Below are 20866 nucleotides of genomic sequence, written 5' to 3'. Positions count from 1 at the left end.
CGGCCGAGGTGTGACCGGTCAGTAGCGATCGACAGCCGGCGGGGTGGTGAAGAACTTCCCGAACTCACCGAAGTTGGCGTCGACGGCCTTCTTCCAGCTGCCGTCCTTGAACATCTTCTCCACCGCCGCGTTGACCTTCTCGCGGGTCTCCTTGTCCTCCAGCTTCAGGCCGATGCCGTACTTCTCCTCGGAGAAGGGCTGGCCGACGAGGCGGAACTTGCCGGGGGACTGGGCGGCGAAGCCGGCCAGGATCGTCGCGTCCGTGGAGATCGCGTCGACCTGCTTGTTCTCCAGCAGCGGCAGGCAGGCGCCGTAGCCCTGCTGCTCGGTGAGGAAGCCGCTCTTCCACTCGTCGCCGAACTTCTCGACCAGGCGCGCGGGAGAGGACGAGCCCTGGGCGCCGCAGACCTTCTTGGTCTTGAGGTCCTCGACACTGTTGATCGTGGTGTCGTCCGCCCGGGTCAGGATGTCCTGGCCGGTGACCAGGTACGGACCGGCGAAGGAGACCTTCTTCTTGCGGTCGTCGGTGATCGAGTAGGTCGCGATCACCGCGTTGACCTGGCCCTGCTGGATGAAGGACTCACGGTTGGCCGAGATGGCCTCCTTGAACTCAATCTTGTCGTCGGCGTAGCCGAGCTCCTTGGCGACATACCTGGCCACGTCGACGTCGAACCCCTTGAAGGAGCCGTCGGGCTGCTTCTGCCCGAGCCCGGGCTGGTCGACCTTGATACCCACGACGAACTTGTCGCTTCCACTGCCGCCGTCACCGCACGCGGTCAGGCCGGCCATCGCCGCGGCGGCTGCGATCACCACGGCTCCAATACGACGTACACGCATTCTTGCTACCTCGTCTTTCGTCAGGGATGAGCAGAGCCGTCAGTGAGTGAGGATCTTGGAAAGGAAGTCCCTGGCCCGGTCGGTCCGGGCGTTGGTGAAGAACTCCTCTGGGGTGTTCTCCTCCACGACCTGGCCCTCGGCCATGAAGACCACGCGGTCGGCCGCGCGGCGGGCGAAGCCCATCTCGTGGGTGACGACCATCATCGTCATGCCCTCCTGGGCAAGGCTGATCATGACGTCGAGCACCTCCTGGACCATCTCGGGATCCAGCGCCGAGGTCGGCTCGTCGAACAGGATCATCTTCGGGTCCATGGCCAGGGCGCGGGCGATGGCCACGCGCTGCTGCTGGCCTCCGGAGAGCTGCGCGGGGTATTTCGACGCCTGCGCGCCGATGCCCACCCGCTCCAGCAGCTCCATGCCCCGCCGCTCGGCGTCGGCCTTGGCGATGCCGCGGACCTTGATCGGCCCGAGCGTGACGTTCTCCAGGATCGTCTTGTGGGCGAACAGGTTGAAGGACTGGAACACCATCCCGACCTCGGACCTGAGCTTGGCCAGAGCCTTGCCCTCGACGGCGAGCGGCTGGGAGTCGAAGGTGATCGTCCCCTGGTCGATCGCCTCCAGCCGGTTGATCGTCCGGCAGAGGGTCGACTTGCCGCCGCCTGAGGGGCCGATGACGACGAGGACCTCGCCACGGGAGATCGTCAGATTGATGTCCCGAAGGACGTGCAGGCTGCCGAAGTGCTTGTTGACGCCTTCGAGCACCACCAAAGGAGTCTTGTCCCCGTTCTCCGTCATGGAGGACAACGTAATTCTGTAAAGGGCACCCCGCGCTAACCCTGCGGTACCGATCAGATCACGGCCCACTTACCTCTTGGTCATCAACGCGGAGTGACCCGCCCGTCACGCCGGGGTCGACGGCTTCCGGGCCGTACTCGAAGGTCCGGCGAGCGCCTACCCTTGTCTTGAGATGACTGCCACCGTGGAGAGCGCCCGCACGTACGAGGTCCGTACCTATGGGTGCCAGATGAACGTGCACGACTCCGAGCGCCTGTCTGGTCTGCTGGAAGACGCCGGATACGTTCCGGCCGCCCAGGGGGAGACGGCCGACGTGGTCGTGTTCAACACCTGTGCCGTACGGGAGAACGCCGACAACAAGCTCTACGGCAATCTCGGGCACCTGCGTCCTTCGAAGGTCGGCAATCCCGGCATGCAGATCGCCGTGGGCGGCTGCCTGGCGCAGAAGGACCAGGGAGAGATCGTCCGCAGGGCACCCTGGGTGGACGTGGTGTTCGGCACCCACAACATCGGCTCGCTGCCGGTGCTGCTCGAGCGCGCGCGCGTCCAGCAGGAGGCCCAGGTCGAGATCAAGGAATCCCTGGAGACCTTCCCGAGCACGTTGCCGACCAAGCGCGAGTCCGCCTACGCCGCCTGGGTATCGGTCTCCGTGGGCTGCAACAACACCTGCACGTTCTGTATCGTGCCCGCCCTGCGCGGCAAGGAGAAGGACCGCCGCCCCGGCGACATCCTCAACGAGGTCCGCACCCTGGTCGACCAGGGCGTGCTGGAGATCACCCTCCTCGGCCAGAACGTCAACACCTACGGTGTGGAGTTCGGAGACAGGCTTGCCTTCGGCAAGCTGCTGCGGGCCTGCGGCGAGGTCGAGGGGCTGGAGCGGGTCCGCTTCACCAGCCCGCACCCGGCGGCGTTCACCGACGACGTCATCGTGGCCATGGCCGAGACGCCCAATGTGATGCACCAGCTCCACATGCCGCTGCAGTCGGGCTCCGACCGGATCCTCAAGGCGATGCGCCGCTCCTACCGGGCCGAGCGCTACCTCGGCATCATCGAGCGGGTCCGCGCCGCCATGCCCGACGCGGCCATCTCCACGGACATCATCGTGGGCTTCCCCGGCGAGACCGAGGAGGACTTCCAGGGCACCCTCGACGTGGTGCGCGAGTCGCGGTTCGCCAACGCCTTCACCTTCCAGTACTCCATCAGGCCGGGCACCCCTGCCGCCACCATGGACCACCAGATCCCCAAGGAGGTCGTGCAGGAGCGCTACGAGCGACTCGTCGCCCTGCAGACCGAGATCTCCTGGGCGGAGAACAAGAAGCAGGTCGGCCGGACCCTCGACGTGCTGGTGGCCGAGGGTGAGGGCCGCAAGGACGAGGCGACCAGGCGCATGTCGGGGCGGGCCCCCGACAACCGCCTGGTGCACTTCACCCCGGGGGCAGAGGTCCCGCGCCCCGGCGACGTGGTGAGCGCCGAGGTCACCTACGCGGCGCCGCACCACCTGGTGGCAGACGGTCCCGCGCTGAGGCTCCGCCGTACCCGCGCGGGCGATGCCTGGGAGGCCCGCCAGGGCGCTCCGGCGGGCTCCGGCTCCGGTGTCATGCTCGGCATGCCCTCGATCGGCCGCCCGGCCCCGCTCCCGGACACCTCGGGCTGCTCCGTCTCCTGAGGTCCCGCGGGAGGCTTCGGGTACGCCTCCGCTGAGATTTTTTCGGCTCGATCCTCCCCGGGACGCCCCATTCGGAGGTGGCCGTCCCGGGGGCGTGCGCTCATGATCGAATAGTTGGAATCCCCTGCGGGAGCGGGGATTCCGGTGCCGCCACCTTCTCTGCCAGGGCATATGCCCACGATGACACTACGCGTCCTCTAAGAGACGATATTTCGTGATTCATTTGTGATTGGTGTGCGAGCATTTCCCCATTGTGGCTACTGTGGTTCGGCACCCTTCGGAAACCGAGGAGGTTTCCCCCCGAGAACCGCAGGGAGTTTTCCCATGCATGTCCCTTCTTCTCCGGGCAGTACCGGAGAAACAGAGATCCTCACCGGTCCCGCCGGTGAGCCCGGCAAGCCACGCAGGTCCCGCAGGTCACAGCGGAGAAGCGGCCCGGCCATAGCCGTCTTCTCCGTCCTCGCCGCCGCCCTCCTGGGCGGGGGCGCCGTCTTCGCCTTCGTGAACGGCGACCAGGACGACCCTGGAGCACCGCCGCCGAAGGCGCCGGAGAGCGCCCAGGAGGCCGCTCAGAATCCCGAGCCCGACCAGAACGCGCCGCAGGAGGAGAAGCAGAAACCGGAGAGGAAGACGGACACCGCCTCCGGCGGCGGTGACACCTCCACCGGAGGCACGGGTAGCGACGCGGGCACGGGCGCCGACCGGACGAGCCGGAGCGAGCCGGGAGCCGATTCGGCCGCGGGGAAACCCTCGGCGAACAAGCCGTCGCCACAGCAGAGCGGTCCCCAGAAGCCACAGGAGGTTCCGGACGACCCCCGCGCCGACGGTGCCACCGGCTACGTGCACCCCCAAGGCCCGAGCGGCGGTTGACAGCCGTACCTCCTTTTCGGTGATGAGCGGGATGCCGGGGCGCGCCGAGAGGATCACCGTGCCCCGGCGCTCTTCTCCGGGGCGGTTCCCGGGAGGACTCGGTTAGTCTGGCCGGGTGCTTGTCGCCGCGGCCGTGTGCCCGCATCCCCCGCTGCTGCTCCCCGAACTGGCCGGGGCGGCGGCTGTGGAACTCGACGACCTCAGGGCGGCCTGCGCGGCCGCGCTCGGCGCGTTGCGCGATGCCGGCGCCGACACGATCGTGGTGGTCGGCGGCGCGGACCGGACCGCCACGTACGGCGCGGACGCCGCGGGAGGTCTCGCTCCCTGGGGCGTCGACGTGCGAAGCGGCGAGGGGGAGCCCGTCCTGCCGCTGTCGCTGTCGGTCGGCCGCTGGCTGCTCGACCGGGAGCACCTGACCGCCTCGGCGTTCCACGCGATCTCCTTCGACGCGCCCCCGGCGGAGTGCGCGGCCCTGGGCGAGCGGCTGGCGGCCACGGCCGGTCGCGTGGCGATGCTCGTCATGGCCGACGGCTCGGCCTGCCTCACCGAGAAGTCCCCCGGTTATCTGGACTCGCGCGCCGAGCCGTACAACAGGGCGATCGCCCTGGCGCTGGCCCGCGCCGAGATCCCGCCGCTCGACCCCGGAGAGGCCGCCGAACTGTGGGTCGCCGGCCGTGCGGCCCTGCAGGTCCTGGGCGGCTGCGGCGGCACCCTGCGCGGAGAGCTCCTCTATGACGACGCGCCCTACGGTGTCGGCTACTTCGCCGCCCGCTGGACGGAACGGACGGCCTCGCCGACGGACTGACGCGCGAGATGGCAGTGAACAGGTGGACCGCAGTGGTCACGGCGACGGATGGGTGCCGGGCCCGAGGTGACGGGGATGCGAGGTCGATGGTGGGAACCGTGGCGTTCGGGAGTGTCGCGACGCAGTTGGGGGACATGGTCGTCGCGGTGACCGAGGAGGGCGTGGCGAACGTGGGCTGGGGTGATCCGGTGGCGTTCAGGACCCGCGCGCTTGAGCGGCTGAGGCTGGACGAGGTGAACGATCCCGCCAGGACGGCCGGGGTGGTCGCCGAGCTGGGCGACTACTACGCGGGCAGACTGAAGGTCTTCGGCGTGCCGGTGGACTGGCGGCTGACCTCGCCGGTGCAGCGCAGGGTGCTCGGCACACTGTACGAAACGGTGCCGTATGGCAAGGCGGTGACCTACGGAGAGCTGGCGGCCCGGAGCGGGACGGGCGTCCCGGCACGGGCCATCGGGTCGATCATGGGAGCCAACCCGATCCCCGTCATCGTGCCGTGCCACCGGGTGGTCGCCGGAAACGGCCTCGGCGGGTTCAGCGGGGGCGAGGGCGTGGAGTCGAAGCGGTGGCTGCTGACCCTGGAGGGCTATCTGCAGCCGACGCTCGACTGGGACTGACCGGGATCGGGATCCGCTCCATCTCGCGGCCGGTGCCTACGGGCCGTAGCGCGGAGGTGTGTCGGGCCGGCCGCTCTGACCGGGATCGGGCACGGCACCGCCCTGGTCGGTGCCGGGCGTCGTGCCCGGCTGGTTGTCGATCTTGTCGGCCATCTCCCTGGCCTTCTGCGCGGCGGTGCTGATCTGCTGGTCGTGCTTCCCTCCGGTCTTCTCCCTGGCGATCTGCTCGGCCTTGTCGATGCCCTTCTTGACGAGCTCCTCGGTCTTGGCATCGCCGCCCAGCATGTTCTTGACCTTGTCGAAGATGGACATGATGTGTCCCCCAATCCCGATGCACGGGATGCATCGCCTCTCCCCCATACCCAGCGAGTTGGCAGAATTACCCCGTGCCTCAGCTACCCGTCATAGCCGTCGTCGGCCCGACCGCCGGCGGAAAGTCCGATCTGGCCGTGGATCTCGCCCTCGAACTGGGGGGCGAGGTGATAAACACCGACTCGATGCAGCTTTACCAAGGCATGGACATCGGGACGGCGAAACTCTCCATGGGGGAGCGGCGGGGGGTTCCCCACCACCTGCTGGACGTCTGGGACGTGACCAGAACCGCCAGCGTGGCCGAGTACCAGTCGCTGGTCCGGCCGCTGATCGACAACCTGCGGGCCAAGGAGGTGGTGCCGATCCTGGTGGGCGGGTCCGGGCTGTACGTGCGGGCCGCCCTGGACGACCTGGAGTTCCCCGGTACCGACCCGCGGGTCCGTGCCCTGCTGGAGGCCGAGCTCGACCTGCACGGCCCCGCCCCGCTGTACGAGCGGCTCCGCGAGCGCGACCCCAAGGCGGCCGAGACGATCCTGCCGAGCAACGGCCGCAGGATCGTCCGCGCACTGGAGGTCATCGAGATCTCCGGGCGGCCGTTCTCGGCCACGATGCCGTCGTACGACGCCGTCTACGACAGCGTTCAGCTGGGGGTGGAGGTGCCGAGGGCGGTGCTGGACGCCCGGGTCGAGGCGCGGGTCGAGCGCATGTGGCGGGCCGGGCTGGTGGACGAGGTCAGGGAACTCGCCGCGCATGGGCTCGCCGAAGGCCGTACGGCCAGTCGTGCCCTCGGGTACGCGCAGGTGCTGCGCTTCCTCGGCGGCGAGTGCACCGAGGAGGAGGCGAAGGAGGAGACGGTACGGGCGACGCGCAGGTTCGTCCGCCGTCAGGAGTCGTGGTTCCGCCGCGACCCCCGGGTGATCTGGCTCCCCCAGCAGGAACCCGACCTGCTGGGACGGGCGCTCGCTGCGATTCGCGGCTGACCGCTCTGACCTCCCCGGCCGGGCGGGACCGGGAACCGCACCGAACCGGCCCGATTTGCTCTGACGCGCCGGTCGGCGATCCGGCGGTTCCCAGGCCGACGTGCCGGAGGACGGGGCCGTTCCCCGGGGCGCCGGGGCGGACACGGGCCTGGATAGAGTTGGGGCATGCGATTCGCGAAGGGGCACGGCACCGAGAACGACTTCGTCATCCTTCCCGACCCGGACGGTGAGCTGGAGTTGTCCGCGACACTCGTGGCGGCGGTGTGCGACCGGCGCGCCGGGATCGGCGCGGACGGCGTGCTGCGGGTGACGCGGACGAAGCTCAGCCCGGAGGTGTCCGGCCAGGCCGGCGAGGCCGAATGGTTCATGGACTACCGCAATGCCGACGGCGGCATCGCCGAGATGTGCGGCAACGGGGTGCGGGTCTTCGCCCGTTACCTGGTCGAGGAGGGGCTCGCCGCGCCCGGGGAGTTCGGCATCGCGACACGCGGGGGGATCAGGCGCGTACGGCTGGCGGAGACAGGTGACGTGACCGTCGACATGGGGCCGCCCCGGGTGCTGGGGTCGAGCCGCGCGATCGTCGCGGGCCACGAGTACGAAGGCGTCCACGTCGACATGGGAAACCCCCACCTGGCCTGCGTCATCGGCGACCCGGTGGCCCAGCTCGACCTGAGCCACCAGCCCGCGTTCGACCCCGAGGTGTTCCCCTCCGGGGTCAACATCGAGCTGCTCAATCCGGTGGGTCCGCGCCGGGTCGTCATGCGGGTCTTCGAGCGCGGGTCCGGTGAGACGCGCTCCTGCGGCACCGGCGCGGTCGCCTCGGCGGTGGCCGCCGCGCGGCTGGCCGGTGAGACCGGTGGCACCTGGGCGGTCGAGGTGCTCGGCGGCACCGTCACCGTCACCCTGGACGAGCGGACCAGCTACCTGGCGGGGCCCGCCGTCCTGGTCGCGTCCGGTGAGATCACGCTCTGACCCGCGCGGCACCGTCGCGGGCGTGCCGGGTCCGGTGAGACCAGGCCCCGGACGGGACGAGCGGGTCCTTCGCGATCCGTGCGGCACCGTCGCGGGTGTGCCGGGTCCGGTGCGGTCACGTTCCGAGCCGTGCGGGCGGGAGCCGTAACGCCGCCCCTCTGGACCGTGCGGGATCGCCAAGTCGTTTGGGGCATGCTTCCCGACCTGGCAGACTGACGTCTCATGGACGTGGACATCTGGGCCTGGGTGGGCGACACCCAGCGGCAACTGCACGAAGCAGGTAACACCGGTCTGGCTATGGTGATCGGAGATGTGCCCGCGCAGGCGCTGGAAGGCCGATACGCGCAGCTCGACGTGCTCGCGCCCGCGATCGCGCAGCAGGCGGAGAACCTGCAGATGCCCTGGCTGGAGTTCTACGCCCGCTACTGGCATCTGATCGGCCGTATCGGCGACCGCGCGCAGGGGGCGGTCGCGATCGCCGACGCCGAGGCACTGGTCGAGTTCACCAGGCGCGAGGACGTTCGCGAATGCCCGGCCGCGCCCGGTGCCGTCGTGGCGCTGGCCCTCGCCCAGGCGAACGCCGACGGCCCCGGTTACGCCGCCGAGCGGCTGGCCGCGCTCTCGGCACTGGAGGTCGAGCCCGGCTCGCTGGCCTTCGCCTCCGTCGCCGAGCACTATGTCGCGGCGCTTCTCGACGCGGGGCGTGTCGAGGAGGCCGTCTCCCACGCGGAGACCGCCGTGGCGGCGCTGGGCGGCGCGGGCCGTGAGGCGAGCTGGGAACTGGGGGCGGCCTCGGCCCGCGCGCTGCTCGCCGCGGGCCGCGCCGAGGACGCGCTCACCGCGCTCGACGCCGCGGCCGGTTTCAAGCCGGACGACCCGGTGGCCAAGGGGTATCGCGAGGGAGTGCTCCGTGCGCTCGTGCTCGCGACCCTCGATCGCGTGCAGGAGTCCGTCGACGCCCTGCCCGATCTCGACGTGGTCGGCGAGCACCCCCGCGCCTGGGTGGAGTGGTCGTACGCCGTTCGCGCGCTCGCCGGGTCGGCGCAGATCACCAACACCTGGCAGCTGGGCCGGGTGCTCAAGCAGTGGATCGACTACTTCGCGATGATGGGCGGCTACCGCGCCCGGGTGGAACTGGCGCTCGTCGCAGGGCAACTGGCGGTCGCCCGTCAGGGAATCTGGCAGGCGCGTCTGCTGGCCGACCTGGCGGAGTCGGCGGCGGGAGAGCTCAGGAACTCAGGTGACGTCGCCGAGCGGATCGCCGCGCTGCGCACCGCCGCCGACGAGGCCACCGCGCTTCCCGCTCCGGGGCCCGAGGCCGAGCTGGTCGGCTACTTCGACGCCGCCGACGGCTTCAACGCCGACCCGGAGCGCTGGGTGGGCTGGCTGACCCCGCTGTCCGGCCACGATGTGGAGGCCACCCGGCGCCACACCACCACGCTGGGCTTCCTCGGCTATCCGGCGAGGGGCGCCGACATCTACTGGACCATGCTGGTCGAGTCCGGCGACATCGAGAGCGCCGACCCGCAGGACTCCTTGTACCTCAGCAGCCTGCTGATCGAGGCACGTCAGGACGAGCGCCTGGAGCAGCTGGCCGAGCGGCTGCCCACCGCGCAGCGCCACATGGCCCTGGGGCGCCTGCACACCGCGCGGGAGCGCTGGGAGCAGGCGGCGGCCGAGGGGGAGGCGGCGGTCGCCGCCGGCGGCGGTATCGACGCGGCCAGGCTGTGGTCGGCCGCGGTGCAGCAGCTCGGCGACAACGCCAAGGGCGCGGGCATCCTGCGCGATCTCCTCGACTCCGAGGAGATCGAGCAGCAGGACCTGTGGAGGATGGTCGTCATGGCGACGGCCGCCGAAGACTGGGAGACCGTCCGGCTGGGTGCCGCCAGGATCGGGATTCCACTGCAGTCGAGCGAGGGACCGATCGAGGAGGAGATGGGCCTGGTGCGCATCATCCTCCCCGCCCCCGACGGCAGCCAGCGTCAGGTGTTGAGCGTGCGCACGGGCCCCGCGACGGCGCGCCTGGCCATTCCCCAGCCTCCCGGCATGGAGTACAACGCCGGTGACCTGGTCGTCTTCGAGCCGCAGTTGCTGGAGCCGATTCCGGAGAACGCCGAGGAGCAGGAGAAGTTCGTCCCGCCGTTCGCCGCGGTGAGCATGCTCCGCCCCGGTGGTTACACCAGCTGGTTCTTCGACGGTGCCGCGCCCAGCCAGGCCGACTGGACGGAGTTCAACGAGGTCATGGCCGAGCGCGGCTGGCCGATGTGGGTCTACAGCGACGACAACTACACCGTGACCCACCCGACCACGGGTGAGCCGCTGCCCGGCGTGTTCGGCTGGATCGCGGTCCCGCCGGACATCAGCCCGGTCGAGATCGACGCGCTCCTGGACGACGCCACCGAACGCTGGGTGCACCCGCTGGCCTGGCTCGACCTGGCCAAGGCCGTCGATGTCGAGGTGGAGCGGCACGAGCGGATCACCAAGGAGTACGGACTGTAGGACGGATCGCCGCGGGTCGCTCTCGAAGCCCGCGGCGCCGCTCGGAGCCTTGAGCCAGGAAAACCGCACCGCCCGTGAGGAGGCCCCTCACGGGCGGTTCTTTTCCTGGTCATTAGAATCTGATTCGGCATATGGGGTGGACTGGGGAGGATCAAATGCTGGACCGATTCCGGCTGGACGGCAAGGTCGCGATTGTCACCGGCGCGTCCTCGGGGCTCGGCGTCGCGTTCGCCAGGGGTCTGGCCGAGGCGGGTGCGGACATCGTGATCGGCGCTCGTAGGAAGGACCGCCTTGAGGAGACCCGCGCCCTGGTCGAGGAGACCGGCAGGCGGTGCGTGGCCCTCGCCACCGACGTGGCCAAGCCAGAGGACTGCCAGGCCCTGGCCGAAGCCGCGGTCGCCGAACTGGGTGCGGTGGACATTCTGATCAACAACGCGGGTGTGGGCACCGCGGTCCCGGCGCTGAGGGAGACGCCCGAGCAGTTCCGGCAGGTGGTGGAGATCAACCTGTACGGCACCTACTGGATGGCGCAGGCCTGCGCCAGGGTCATGAAGCCCGGCTCCTCGATCGTCAATGTCGGTAGCATCCTGGGCGAGACGACCGCCGGGCTGCCGCAGGCCGCCTACAGCGCGTCCAAGGCGGGGGTCGTCGGCCTCACCCGTGACCTCGCCCAGCAGTGGACGAGACGTCGCGGCATCCGGGTCAACTGCGTCGAGCCGGGTTTCTTCGCCTCGGAGATGACCGATCAGTACGCGGAGGGCTACATGGCCTGGCAGCTTGAGCACCGGGTGCTGATGAACCGTCCCGGAGATCCGGCCGAACTCGTCGCGGCGGCGATCTTCCTCGCCTCGGACGCCGCCTCGTACGTCACCGGTGCGGTGATCCCGGTCGACGGCGGGATCCTGATCACCTGACCGGGACGGTCGCGGAGACCTTCTCCCCGGAGCCCGGACGGGCGGGCGCGCGGGGAGAAGAAAGGGGGGCGGGGGGGTCAGTAGCGCCAGTCGACGGCGTCGACGCTGTCATTGGTCTCGGGGGGCTCTTCGAAGGAGTAGCCCGGATACAGCGTGCGCTCCTCCCCCTCGTAGTCGATCAGCAGGACGTAGTAGCCGGTGTTGTTGATCCACGACGAGACGTTGTTCGCGGCGGTGGAGGAGCCGCCCACGCCGCCCGGCATCGGCACGTTGTTCAGATCGGTCGGGTAGCCCGCGGGGATGCTGTATCCCGGCCCGTTGAAGCCGTGGTCACGGTAGAGGCAGAGGCTGTTGAAGGGGCAGCTCGCGTTCTCCGCGAGCTGGACCACCCTCGGCGGCTGGTTGGAGGCCTGCTGCGCGGCCGCCGCGGTGGAGCCGGTGGAGGCCAGGAGCAGGGCGGCCGCGGTGCTGAACAGTCCTGTCGCGGTCCGTGCGAGGTGGGGATGACGCGATGAGATCTCACCCATGCGAATCCTCTTCGTAGTTTTTCGCTCACCCATTGTGAGCACTCTTGGCCATTAGAGCACCGTTACTTTAGGTAGTCGATAGTCGCGTTGAGTAAAAATTTCGAGGCGTGCTTCCGGTAGGGCGGTGTTCGCAATGTATTTGTGCAGGTCAGATGTAAGACGTGGTTAAGGTGCGGATTGACGCACCGAAAAGCCTTCCGGTCTCCCAGAGACCGCTTGAGGCTTTTAGGATTGAAGGAGGTATCTGGAATAATTTGCCGCTTCAGAGGTAGTGAACGCGCGGGAGAGGTGGCATAGTGCGGGCTGCGCTGGCACGAGGGATGGTCATCGCGACGATCGCGTTCACGGTGGTGGGCTGCGGCCCGATTCCGGACGGTCTGGACGACGGTACGAAGTCCTCCGGCGGCGGGCAGTCCGCGTCCGAGGCGCTCCAGGACCTGAAGAAGCTAGAGGTCAAGGGCCGCGCCTCGATGACCGGTTTCGACCGTGACGAGTTCGGGTCCGCGTGGTCGGACGTCGACAAGAACGGCTGTGACACCCGCAACGACATTCTCATCCGCGACCTGAAGGATGTGACCTTCAAGGAGGGCGGCAAGAAGTGCATCGTCCAGTCCGGCGTTCTCGACGATCCCTACAGTGGCAAGACCATCAAGTTCGAGCGTGGGACACGGACCAGTTCGGCGGTGCAGATCGACCATGTGATCGCGCTCGCCGACGCCTGGCAGAAGGGCGCCCAGGCGTGGACCGAGACCAAACGCAAGGAACTGGCCAACGACCCGCTGAACCTGCTGGCCGTCGACGGGCCGCTGAACAGCCAGAAGGGCGCCGGTGACGCGGCGACCTGGCTCCCGCCGCGTCACGCTTACCGATGCCCCTACGTCGAGCGCCAGATCAAGGTGAAGGTCAAGTACGGCCTGTGGGTGACCTCCGCGGAGAAGGACGCCATGCAGGCCGTACTCAAGGCCTGCTGATCAGTCGTCGTACTCGCGCTTCAACTTGATGATCTTTCCTGTCCTCGCCGACACGTAGACGTCGTACTCCCAGGCGCCCTTGCGCAGCTCGATCTTCCAGGCGCGCTGGCCGTGCTCCCACTCGCGCTCGACCTTGGTCACCCGCGCGCCGGGGACGCGCTTCTTGGCGATCTGTACGGCCTTGCGAGCGGAGATGTCCGCCGCGGTCGTGTCGGCGGCGGCGGTGGTGGTGATCGCCGTGCTGCCCGTCTGGTGCGCGGCGAGGGCGACGCCGCTCCCAGCGGTCAGCAGGGCGGCGGTTGCGAGGGTTCCGACGGTGATTCTGGTGATTCGCTTCATGGGTCAAGATTTGCGGAGATTTTGATAGGGGCATGCTAAGAGATCGTTAAGCGAGGGAAACCGGTTCTCGGATCTCACCCCTGGGCGGGCCGGATCGGGCTTCCCGGCTGTCCGGGATGTTCCCTGAGCCGTTCCCCGAACGCGGCCGGACGCCCGTGGAGGACCCGGTGCTCGTGCACGACGAGCCCCGCCGGAAAGGCGGGAACGTCTCCGCGGCGACCCGCTGAGTCTCTCAGGCGGAGGCCGAGGATCCTCAGGGCGTGGCGGCGGGCAGGAACAGGATCACGCCCGCCCCGCCCGCGGCAGAGGTCCGCAGGGACAGCGAGCCACCCGCCGACTCGGCGGTGCGGCGGGCGATGTCGAGGCCGAGGCCGGTCGACCCGGCCCCGCTCTCACCGCGCTGCAGCGGGTCGGAGGTGGCGAAGCCGGGGCCTGCGTCGGCGACGGTCAGCAGCACGCCGCCCTCGGCCGGCTCCAACCGTACGGAGAACGAGACCCCCTCGGGCGTGTGCGCGAACACGTTGCCGAGCAGCGCGTCCACGCAGGCGGCCAGCTCGTCCGCAGGGACGGAGACCGGCAACGGGCCGGGGGCCAGGTCGAGGGTGAAGTGCCGCGCCTGATCCTCGGCGAGCACCGACCAGAACGCGACCCGGGCCGCGGTCACCGCCGCCGCGTCGCACTCGGCCCGGTCCCGCACCCGCCGTCTGGCCTCGTTGATCACCGAGGTGACGGCGCGTTCCAGGGCGTCCACCCGGGCCTCGATCCTGGCCGACTCCTCAGGGTCGGTCAGGGACTCGGCCTCCAGCCTCAGCCCGGTCAGCGGGGTGCGCAGCCGGTGTGACAGGTCGGCGGCGCTCTCCCGCTCCTCCGCCAGCAGGCCGGTGATGCGCTCGGCCAGATGGTTGAGGGCGATGCCGACCGCGTGCACCTCGACGGGGCCGTCGGGCACGGTTCTGGCGGACAGGTCGCCCGCGGCGAGCCGGTGTGAGACTCCCGCCAGCGCGGTGATCGGCCTGATCACCGCGCGGGCCAGCCGGTCGCCGACCAGCACGCCCAGCCCGACCAAAGCCAGGCCGAGCGCCGCCAGTCCGGCCCAGACCTGGGGCACCCCCCTGGTCAGCCGGTCGTCGTCCAGGAACACCCGGACCACCGCGGTGCCCCCGGGCGCCCCCTGGACCGAGACCAGGATCTCCCTGCCGCCGGGGGCGGCGGCGGTGACACTGCGACCGAGGAAGGCCAGCTCCACAGCGGTGGAGCGCGGGGCCGGGGCACCGATCAGCCGGCCGTCGGAGAGGAAGACGGTGACCGGGTGCGAGGTCTGTTCCGTGGTGAGCCGCAGGGTCTCGGCGTCCACGGCGCCGACCGCGACGGCCACCGACTCGGCCTCGCTCTCGGCCTCGCTGACCGCCCCGCTCACCGCCACCGTGCGGACCAGGAGCGCCAGCGGGACCATCAGCGCGATCAGTACCAGGGAGGTGGTCGCCGCGACCAGCAGGGTCAGCCAGCGCCTCATGCCGGGGCGGCCAGTCGCACGCCGACGCCCCGGACGGTCTGCAGGTAGCGGGGCTCCTGGGAGGTCTCGCCCAGCTTGCGGCGGAGCCACGACAGGTGGACGTCCACGGTCTTGTCGGCTCCGCCGTAGGGGATCTGCCAGACGTGGGTGAGCAGTTCCCGCTTGGTGACCACCTCGCCGGGGCGGGCGGCCAGGTAGTGGAGCAGGTCGAACTCCCGGGGACTCAGATCCAGCGGCGCCCCGTCCAGGGTCGCCTCCCGGGTACGCGGGTCGATCCGCAGGCCCCCGACGGTGACCGAGCTGTCGGCGCGGTTCTCGCCGGCCACCCGCCGGAGCACCGCCCGGATCCGGGCGTCGAGCTGGGTCGCGCTGAACGGCTTGACCACGTAGTCGTCGGCGCCCGCGTCCAGCAATCTGACCATCTCCGCGTCCCCGTCCCGCGCGGTCGCCACGATCACCGGGACCCGGCTCACCGCCCGGAGCATCCGAAGGAGGTCCAGCCCGTCCATGTCGGGCAGGCCGAGATCGAGTACCACCAGGTCGGGGCGTTCCTCAACGGCCAGCCGGAGGCCGTCGAGAGCGGCGGGAGCGGACGACACGGCGTGACCGCGGTCGCGCAGGCCCCGGGTGAGGGAGGTGCGGATCGCGGCGTCGTCCTCGATGAGCAGTACGTTCGACATTTGCCGCCACGTTAGCCTCCTTCCACACCACGTCAAAAGCGGGTTATCGGCCCCTTAACCTTGCCTTATCGTTTCAGGTGGCACAGTGAACGCATGCGCAAGCGTCTTCCCCTGGTCGTGGCCGGATGGCTGGTCACCGGACTCCTCGCGACCGGAGCGGGGGTGGCGGTGATCGACCATATCAGCGAGCCGCTGACGACCGCCGGGCTCCGGCCCCTCTCCGCGGCCGAGGTCGACGAGGCTCTCGTCCTCGCCTCGTCGCTCCCCGGCGCTCCCTCCACCGCTCCGACGGTGGTCGGCGGGGCCGGGAGCACCCCGAGCCCCGCTCCGACGGCTTCCGCCACACCCGCCGCGGACACCGGCAAGAGCCGGGTGATCGCCACGATGGGCGGGAGGGTCATCGCCCGATGCGAGAACGGCCTGGTCACGCTCCGCTCGTGGAGCCCGGCCCAGGGTTTCCAGGTCGACGACGTCGAGCGCGGACCCGACGCCCGGGCCCGTGTCGAGTTCGAGTCGGAGGAGACCGAGGTCAAGGTCGAGGTGCACTGCTCGGCCGACGGACTGCCCGTCCACCGCGTCCACACCTGATCGGCCGAGTCGGGGAGCCCCCGCCCCGAGTGGAGCGACATGCCGCCCCGGTGTGCCGAGTCGCCGGTGGCTTCACCAGCCATGATCCGGAAGCGGTCGCCTCCCGTCACGCCCGCTCGTGGGGACGAGCGGCTCACACCGTGCCGTCCGCCTGGGCGGACGTGGCCGGACCCAGTTCGGCGCCGAAGTCGCGCGCGATTCTGCGCATCCCCTCGGTGAGGTCCCGCCGGTCGAGCGCGGAGATCCGCTCGGCGGGCCCGGAGACCGACAACGCGGCGACGGTCCGCGCCCCGTCGTGTACGCCCACCGCCAGGCAGTGCACGCCGATCTCCTCCTCGCCCAGGTCCATCGCGTACCCGTGCTCGCGCACCCGCTCAAGCTCGGCGAGCATCCCCTGCAGGTCGGTGATCGTGTTGGCGGTCCGCCGGGGCATGCCGGTGCGCTTGACCAGCGACGCCACCTCGGTGTCCGGCCGGTCGGCCATCAGTACCTTTCCCACCGCCGTGCTGTGCGGCAGCACCCGCCTGCCGACCTCGGCGAACATCCGCAGCCGCCGCGGCGAGAGCGCCTGGGCGACGTAGACCACGAAGTCCCCCTCCAGCACCGCCAGGTTGGCCGTCTCGCCCCACAGTTCGACCATCTTCGTCAGGTGGGGCTGCGCCCACACGCCGACCATGCGATCGGCCACCCCGCCGAGCCGTACCAGCGCGCCGCCCAGGGCGTAGCGGCGGTCGGACTCCTGGCGCACGTAGCCCCGCGCGAGCAGGGTGCGCAACAGCCGGTGGATCGTCCCGTAGGGCAGGCCGGTCCTGGCCGCGATCTCGGAGAGCCCCGCCTCCCCGCCCTGCTCGGCCAGCGCCTCCAGCACGTCCAGTGCCCGGTCGACCGACTGCACAGCGCTCATGTGACCTCCTCGCCGGGCGACCCCGGATCCTTGCCTGTCCCGTGGCCGCCGGACGGCTCGTTCACGGCACCTCCGTGAGCCCGCGCAGCGAGGCGTCGAGGACCTGGGCGGTGTGCGCCACGGGGATGGGCGCGTCTCCCCGGCGGCGGATCGCCGAGGCGATCTGCATGGTGCAGCCGGGGTTGGCCGAGACCAGCAGGTCGGCGCCGGTGGCCAGCACCCGCTCCGCCTTGCGGTCACCGAGATCCCTGGCGGCCTGGGGCTGGAACAGGTTATAGGTTCCCGCGGAGCCGCAGCAGATCGCCGACTCGGCGATCTCCTTCAGCACCAGGCCGGGCACGCCTTCCAGGAGCCTGCGAGGCTCGGACCTTATCCCCTGCGCGTGGGCCAGGTGGCAGGCGTCGTGGTAGGCCACGGTGAGCGGCAACGGGTGCCGTTCGGCCACCGGCCCGAGCGCGGCGAGATACTCGGCCAGGTCGGCGACTCTGATCGCCCGTGCCCTGTCGGCCCACTCGCCTCCCTCGGCTTCGAGGATCTCCGCGTAGTCCTTCATCGTCGATCCGCAGCCGGCGGCGTTGACCACGATCGTGTCGACGCCCGCCCGCTCGAAGGTGGAGATCGTCCGCTTCGCGAATCGCAGGGCCTGCCTCTCCTGGCCCGAGTGCAGTGACAACGCCCCGCAGCAGCCCTGCGACGGCGGGATCACCACGTCGCAGCCCTCCATCGAGAGCACCCGGGCCGTGGCCGCGTTCACCTGAGGGAAGAACTCGCCCTGCACGCAACCGGTGAGCATCCCGACCGTCGCCCTGCGCGGCCCCCGCGCCGGGAGCACGCGCGGCAACTCCTCCCTGGCGGCGGCCGGAGGAGCGAGGTCGGCCATCGCGGCCAGGGACGGGTTGATCCGCTCCAGCCTCGGGGCGATCGCGCGGCGCAGTCCGGCACTGAGCCGCAGCGGCAGTCGCATCGCCCGTAGTCGCCGGGGGTAGGGGAACAGCTGGAAGACCAGCGCCCGCAGCGCCCGGTCATCGGGCTTCCGCACGTGTACCTGCTCCACCTCGGCGCGGGTCTGCTCGATCAGCCGGTCGTACCTCACCCCGGACGGGCAGGCGGACACGCACGACATGCACCCCAGGCACGCGTCGAAGTGCCCGGCCATCTCAGGTGTCAGCGGTGTGCCCTCGACGTGCTGCTTCATCAGATGGATCCGGCCGCGGGGGGAGTCCATCTCCTCGCCCCACAGGACGTATGTCGGGCATGAGGGCAGGCAGAAGCCGCAGTGCACACAGTCATTGATCAGCTTCGGGTCCATGTCAGATCCCTCCCGCGAACCGGCCGGGGGACATCCTCCGGTCGGGGTCGAACCGTTCCTTGATCCGCCGCATCAGCGGCAGCGCGCCCGACGGGCCCCAGCGATCCACCCGGCGGGCGATCTCGGGAGGCGCGGTGAGCACGGTCAGTCCGCCGCCGAGCCTGCGGAGGTCGTCGCGCAGGCCCGCCACGAACTCGGCGAAGGCCGCCTCGTCGACGTCCGCGGGCAGGGCGACCCGCAGGACCGCCGAGGCCACCGAGCCGCGTACCCGCGCGGGCAGCCTGCGCGCGGCGACCGCCCGCAGTGCCAGGTGCGCGGCGGCGGGCGGGACCCGCAACTCCAGCAGTACGTCCGCACCGGGCGGTACCGCCCACCAGGCGGGCGCCTCCGCGGTGATCAGCGCGCTCCCGTACCCGTCCATGAGCCGGCGCACGGTCTCCGCCCGGGCACCTGCGGCCACCCCTTCGACGAGTGCGGACACGGTGGGCGGGCCCAGCGGGTCCGGCCAGTCCAGCTCGATCGCGCTCGGCTCGGCCAGGGCGGCCGCGAGCTCGGTGACCAGCTCGGTCGTTCCGTGGCCGGCGCCGGCCAGGGAAGCCGGCTCCACGGTGATCCAGCGGCGGTCGGCCGGGATCGGGTGGAGACGGAAGGTGGCCTCCGTGATGACACCGAGCGTGCCGTACGAACCGGTGAAGAGCTTGCCCAGGTCGTAGCCCGCGACGTTCTTGACGACGCTGCCGCCCGAGGAGGCGATCGTGCCGTCGGCCAGCACGACCGTGATGCCGATCAGCAGGTCGCGGGCGGTGCCGTAGCGGAACCTGCGGGGGCCGGCGACCGCGGTGGCGAGCATGCCGCCGACCGTGCCGGCGCGCGGGGCGCCGTCCAGGGCCAGTTCCTGCCCGAACCGCGAGAGCGTGGAGTCGAGGACGTCGAGGGAAAGCCCGGCGCTGACCCGCGCCACGAGGTCGCCGGCGGAGTGCTCGACCGCCGATCCGTCGCCGAGGAGCAGGCGGCGGGTGTCGATCAGCAGGTCACACCGCTCGGGGGGATTTCCCCAGCCCAGCTTCGTGCCGCCTCCTGCCGGGACCACGGCCAGGTCGTGCGCGGCCGAGACACGCATCAGCGCGGCGACCTCATCGGTGTTCTCGGGCAGGGCCACCCAGCGGGGGAGGATCCCACCCGCTGTCCTGTCGGGTGTCGCCGGGCGGACCGTCACACCCGTCTCGTGCAGTGCCTCCATCAGAAGTGCTCCGCCTGTCCGGACGCGACCAGCGGGTGCACGCCCTTGCGGACCCCGGGGACCTCGCCGCACAGCCGCGGGGTCGGGAAGATCTTGCCCGGGTTCGACAGGCCGCGGGGGTCGAAGGCGCAGCGCACCAACTGCATGGTGTTGAGGTCGTTGTCGGAGAACATTTTTGGCATATATCGGGATTTGTCCACTCCGACGCCGTGCTCACCGGTGATGGAACCGCCGTGCTCGATGCACAGGTCGAGGATCCTTCCCGAGACGATCTCCGCCCGCTCGCCCGCGCCCGGCTCCGCGTCGTCGAACAGCACCAGCGGGTGCAGGTTGCCGTCACCGGCGTGGAAGACGTTCGCGACCCTGATCCCGTACTCGCGGGAGAGCCCGTCGATCCTCGCCAGCACCTCGGGCAGCGCGGTCCGCGGCACGACGCCGTCCTGGACGATGTAGGCGGGGCTGATCCGGCCCACCGCGGCGAACGCCGACTTGCGGCCACGCCAGATGGCCGCCCGCTCCACCGGGTCGTCGGCGACCCGTATCTCGAACGCGCCGTTCTCCCGGCAGATCCGCGTCACCTCGCCGAACTGGTGCGCGACCTCCTCCGCCGGGCCGTCCAGCTCCACGATGAGCACCGCGCCGGCCCCCTCGGGGTAGGCGCACGCCACGGCCGCCTCGGCCGCCTCGACGGCCAGGGCGTCCATCATCTCGATCGCGGCCGGCACGATGCCGCCGCCGATGATCGCCGAGACCACCCGCCCGCCCCGCTCGATGTCCTCGAACGCCGCCAGCAGCGTCGTCACGGCCTCAGGAAGCCGGCTCAGCCGTACGACGACCTTGGTCGCGATGCCGAGCGTGCCCTCCGAGCCGACGAACGCGCCCAGCAGGTCGTAGCCGGAATCGACGTCGGTGAGTTCGACGATGTCGCCGTCGGGGGTGACGATCTCCAGGCCGACCACGTGGTTGACCGTGAAGCCGTACTTCAGGCAGTGCGCGCCGCCCGAGTTCTCCGCCACGTTGCCGCCGATCGTGCAGACCTGCTGGCTGGAGGGGTCGGGGGCGTAGTAGTAGCCCAGGTCGCGGACGGCCTCGGTGATCGCCAGATTGGTGACCCCCGGCTCCACGGTCGCCCGCCGGTTCGGCACGTCGACGGAGAGGATTCGCCGCATCTTCGAGGTCACCACCAGCACCCCGTCGCTCCTGGGCAGAGCCCCGCCGGACAGACCCGTCCCGGCGCCCCTGGCCACGAACGGCAGACCGTGCTCGTTGCAGATCCGCACCACGGCCGCGATCTGCTCGGCGCTCTCCGGAAGCACCACGACGCCGGGAGTGGCTCGGTGGTGGGTCAGCCCGTCACATTCGTAGGTGCGCAGCCGTACGGGGTCGGTGATCACCGACCCGGGGCCGAGGAGTTCCTCGAACCTGCGGGCCGACTCGTCCAGTGTCTTTGTCGGCATCGTTCCTCCTGCGATGTGACCGAGGGCCCGGCGACGACAGGGACGCCGTTGCTGTCGCCCACCGGCCTACATCA

General features: G+C 70.4%; 21 protein-coding genes. 10 read left to right on the top strand and 11 right to left on the bottom strand.

The genetic code is table 11. The features are described from left to right. Positions 1-18 precede the first annotated feature (18 nt). Complete coding sequence (locus ACFQVD_RS20320; protein WP_386271766.1) at positions 19-837, bottom strand: glutamate ABC transporter substrate-binding protein; 819 nt, start codon at positions 835-837, stop codon at positions 19-21. A gap of 39 nt (positions 838-876) precedes the next feature. Beyond that, a complete protein-coding gene (locus ACFQVD_RS20315; RefSeq protein WP_343979982.1) occupies positions 877-1632 on the bottom strand; it encodes an amino acid ABC transporter ATP-binding protein in 756 nt (251 codons plus the stop codon). 172 nt (positions 1633-1804) lie between these two features. On the opposite strand from ACFQVD_RS20315, the gene miaB reads away from it, so the two are divergent. The 4 genes from miaB to ACFQVD_RS20295 all read left to right on the top strand — a co-directional run bounded on the left by miaB (position 1805) and on the right by ACFQVD_RS20295 (position 5587). After that, positions 1805-3298, top strand: a complete 1494-nt coding sequence (miaB, locus tag ACFQVD_RS20310) for a tRNA (N6-isopentenyl adenosine(37)-C2)-methylthiotransferase MiaB (RefSeq protein ID WP_343979979.1) — start codon at positions 1805-1807, stop codon at positions 3296-3298. Between the two features lie 324 nt (positions 3299-3622). Continuing rightward, entirely contained in the window at positions 3623-4168 is a 546-nt protein-coding gene (locus tag ACFQVD_RS20305; RefSeq protein ID WP_343979976.1) for a hypothetical protein, read from the top strand. A gap of 115 nt (positions 4169-4283) precedes the next feature. Then, positions 4284-4973, top strand: coding sequence for a hypothetical protein (locus ACFQVD_RS20300; RefSeq protein WP_343979972.1), 690 nt, complete (start codon positions 4284-4286; stop codon positions 4971-4973). Between the two features lie 98 nt (positions 4974-5071). Continuing rightward, positions 5072-5587: a methylated-DNA--[protein]-cysteine S-methyltransferase gene (locus ACFQVD_RS20295; RefSeq protein WP_343979969.1), complete on the top strand. Its 516-nt coding sequence runs from the start codon at positions 5072-5074 to the stop codon at positions 5585-5587. A gap of 36 nt (positions 5588-5623) precedes the next feature. On the opposite strand, the gene ACFQVD_RS20290 is transcribed toward ACFQVD_RS20295, so the two are convergent. Then, on the bottom strand, positions 5624-5899 hold the full coding sequence (locus tag ACFQVD_RS20290; RefSeq protein ID WP_343979966.1) for an antitoxin: 276 nt from the start codon (positions 5897-5899) through the stop codon (positions 5624-5626). A 74-nt stretch (positions 5900-5973) separates the two neighbouring features. Between ACFQVD_RS20290 and miaA the strand changes: the two genes are divergently transcribed. From miaA to ACFQVD_RS20270, 4 genes are all read left to right on the top strand, one after another. Then, the gene (gene miaA, locus ACFQVD_RS20285; RefSeq protein WP_343979963.1) at positions 5974-6879 is read left to right on the top strand and encodes a tRNA (adenosine(37)-N6)-dimethylallyltransferase MiaA; all 906 of its coding nucleotides are present in this window, start codon (positions 5974-5976) and stop codon (positions 6877-6879) included. Between the two features lie 165 nt (positions 6880-7044). After that, a complete protein-coding gene (gene dapF / locus ACFQVD_RS20280; RefSeq protein ID WP_343979960.1) occupies positions 7045-7851 on the top strand; it encodes a diaminopimelate epimerase in 807 nt (268 codons plus the stop codon). Positions 7852-8073: 222 nt separating this feature from the next. After that, a complete protein-coding gene (locus tag ACFQVD_RS20275) occupies positions 8074-10350 on the top strand; it encodes a tetratricopeptide repeat protein (protein WP_386271764.1) in 2277 nt (758 codons plus the stop codon). Between the two features lie 155 nt (positions 10351-10505). Next, positions 10506-11264: an SDR family NAD(P)-dependent oxidoreductase gene (locus tag ACFQVD_RS20270; RefSeq protein ID WP_343979957.1), complete on the top strand. Its 759-nt coding sequence runs from the start codon at positions 10506-10508 to the stop codon at positions 11262-11264. Positions 11265-11341: 77 nt separating this feature from the next. On the opposite strand, the gene ACFQVD_RS20265 is transcribed toward ACFQVD_RS20270, so the two are convergent. Continuing rightward, complete coding sequence (locus ACFQVD_RS20265; RefSeq protein ID WP_343979954.1) at positions 11342-11791, bottom strand: peptidase inhibitor family I36 protein; 450 nt, start codon at positions 11789-11791, stop codon at positions 11342-11344. A 296-nt stretch (positions 11792-12087) separates the two neighbouring features. Between ACFQVD_RS20265 and ACFQVD_RS20260 the strand changes: the two genes are divergently transcribed. Then, positions 12088-12762 carry an HNH endonuclease family protein gene (locus ACFQVD_RS20260; protein ID WP_343979951.1) on the top strand — a complete coding sequence of 225 codons (675 nt, stop codon included), beginning with the start codon at positions 12088-12090 and terminating at the stop codon, positions 12760-12762. On the opposite strand, the gene ACFQVD_RS20255 is transcribed toward ACFQVD_RS20260, so the two are convergent. From ACFQVD_RS20255 to ACFQVD_RS20245, 3 genes are all read right to left on the bottom strand, one after another. After that, positions 12763-13101: a PepSY domain-containing protein gene (locus ACFQVD_RS20255; RefSeq protein ID WP_343979947.1), complete on the bottom strand. Its 339-nt coding sequence runs from the start codon at positions 13099-13101 to the stop codon at positions 12763-12765. It lies immediately after the preceding gene. Between the two features lie 253 nt (positions 13102-13354). Next, on the bottom strand, positions 13355-14614 hold the full coding sequence (locus ACFQVD_RS20250) for a sensor histidine kinase (protein ID WP_343979943.1): 1260 nt from the start codon (positions 14612-14614) through the stop codon (positions 13355-13357). Continuing rightward, positions 14611-15294, bottom strand: coding sequence for a response regulator transcription factor (locus ACFQVD_RS20245; protein WP_343979941.1), 684 nt, complete (start codon positions 15292-15294; stop codon positions 14611-14613). The genes ACFQVD_RS20250 and ACFQVD_RS20245 overlap by 4 nt, the downstream gene beginning before the upstream one ends. Before the next feature lie 93 nt (positions 15295-15387). Between ACFQVD_RS20245 and ACFQVD_RS20240 the strand changes: the two genes are divergently transcribed. After that, a complete protein-coding gene (locus tag ACFQVD_RS20240) occupies positions 15388-15882 on the top strand; it encodes a hypothetical protein (RefSeq protein WP_343979938.1) in 495 nt (164 codons plus the stop codon). Between the two features lie 133 nt (positions 15883-16015). Here ACFQVD_RS20240 and ACFQVD_RS20235 read toward each other — a convergent pair whose 3' ends face one another. The 4 genes from ACFQVD_RS20235 to ACFQVD_RS20220 form a co-directional block, all read right to left on the bottom strand. Continuing rightward, entirely contained in the window at positions 16016-16786 is a 771-nt protein-coding gene (locus ACFQVD_RS20235; RefSeq protein WP_343979935.1) for an IclR family transcriptional regulator, read from the bottom strand. 61 nt (positions 16787-16847) lie between these two features. Continuing rightward, the gene (locus tag ACFQVD_RS20230) at positions 16848-18095 is read right to left on the bottom strand and encodes a (Fe-S)-binding protein (RefSeq protein WP_343979931.1); all 1248 of its coding nucleotides are present in this window, start codon (positions 18093-18095) and stop codon (positions 16848-16850) included. Between the two features lies 1 nt (position 18096). Next, complete coding sequence (locus ACFQVD_RS20225) at positions 18097-19335, bottom strand: FAD-binding oxidoreductase (protein WP_343979928.1); 1239 nt, start codon at positions 19333-19335, stop codon at positions 18097-18099. Next, the gene (locus ACFQVD_RS20220) at positions 19335-20792 is read right to left on the bottom strand and encodes an FAD-binding oxidoreductase (protein WP_343979925.1); all 1458 of its coding nucleotides are present in this window, start codon (positions 20790-20792) and stop codon (positions 19335-19337) included. Before ACFQVD_RS20220 ends, ACFQVD_RS20225 begins: the two co-directional genes overlap by 1 nt. Positions 20793-20866: the final 74 nt, after the last annotated feature.

Source organism: Streptosporangium amethystogenes subsp. fukuiense, from assembly GCF_042665875.1.
Classification (GTDB): domain Bacteria; phylum Actinomycetota; class Actinomycetes; order Streptosporangiales; family Streptosporangiaceae; genus Streptosporangium; species Streptosporangium fukuiense.
Note: the sequence above shows the minus strand (reverse complement) of the source record. Positions and strands in the feature narration are given on the sequence as shown.

Excerpts from the sequence above, each read along its gene's own strand:
- ACFQVD_RS20235 (WP_343979935.1), bottom strand. The coding sequence starts at position 16,786 with ATGAGCGCTGTGCAGTCGGTCGACCGGGCACTGGACGTGCTGGAGGCG.
- ACFQVD_RS20320 (WP_386271766.1), bottom strand. The coding sequence starts at position 837 with ATGCGTGTACGTCGTATTGGAGCCGTGGTGATCGCAGCCGCCGCGGCG.
- ACFQVD_RS20245 (WP_343979941.1), bottom strand. The coding sequence starts at position 15,294 with ATGTCGAACGTACTGCTCATCGAGGACGACGCCGCGATCCGCACCTCC.
- ACFQVD_RS20270 (WP_343979957.1), top strand. The coding sequence starts at position 10,506 with ATGCTGGACCGATTCCGGCTGGACGGCAAGGTCGCGATTGTCACCGGC.
- ACFQVD_RS20290 (WP_343979966.1), bottom strand. The coding sequence starts at position 5,899 with ATGTCCATCTTCGACAAGGTCAAGAACATGCTGGGCGGCGATGCCAAG.
- miaB (WP_343979979.1), top strand. The coding sequence starts at position 1,805 with ATGACTGCCACCGTGGAGAGCGCCCGCACGTACGAGGTCCGTACCTAT.
- ACFQVD_RS20225 (WP_343979928.1), bottom strand. The coding sequence starts at position 19,335 with ATGGAGGCACTGCACGAGACGGGTGTGACGGTCCGCCCGGCGACACCC.
- ACFQVD_RS20240 (WP_343979938.1), top strand. The coding sequence starts at position 15,388 with ATGCGCAAGCGTCTTCCCCTGGTCGTGGCCGGATGGCTGGTCACCGGA.
- ACFQVD_RS20255 (WP_343979947.1), bottom strand. The coding sequence starts at position 13,101 with ATGAAGCGAATCACCAGAATCACCGTCGGAACCCTCGCAACCGCCGCC.
- ACFQVD_RS20305 (WP_343979976.1), top strand. The coding sequence starts at position 3,623 with ATGCATGTCCCTTCTTCTCCGGGCAGTACCGGAGAAACAGAGATCCTC.
- ACFQVD_RS20230 (WP_343979931.1), bottom strand. The coding sequence starts at position 18,095 with ATGGACCCGAAGCTGATCAATGACTGTGTGCACTGCGGCTTCTGCCTG.
- ACFQVD_RS20265 (WP_343979954.1), bottom strand. The coding sequence starts at position 11,791 with ATGGGTGAGATCTCATCGCGTCATCCCCACCTCGCACGGACCGCGACA.
- dapF (WP_343979960.1), top strand. The coding sequence starts at position 7,045 with ATGCGATTCGCGAAGGGGCACGGCACCGAGAACGACTTCGTCATCCTT.
- ACFQVD_RS20315 (WP_343979982.1), bottom strand. The coding sequence starts at position 1,632 with ATGACGGAGAACGGGGACAAGACTCCTTTGGTGGTGCTCGAAGGCGTC.
- ACFQVD_RS20250 (WP_343979943.1), bottom strand. The coding sequence starts at position 14,614 with ATGAGGCGCTGGCTGACCCTGCTGGTCGCGGCGACCACCTCCCTGGTA.
- ACFQVD_RS20275 (WP_386271764.1), top strand. The coding sequence starts at position 8,074 with ATGGACGTGGACATCTGGGCCTGGGTGGGCGACACCCAGCGGCAACTG.
- ACFQVD_RS20220 (WP_343979925.1), bottom strand. The coding sequence starts at position 20,792 with ATGCCGACAAAGACACTGGACGAGTCGGCCCGCAGGTTCGAGGAACTC.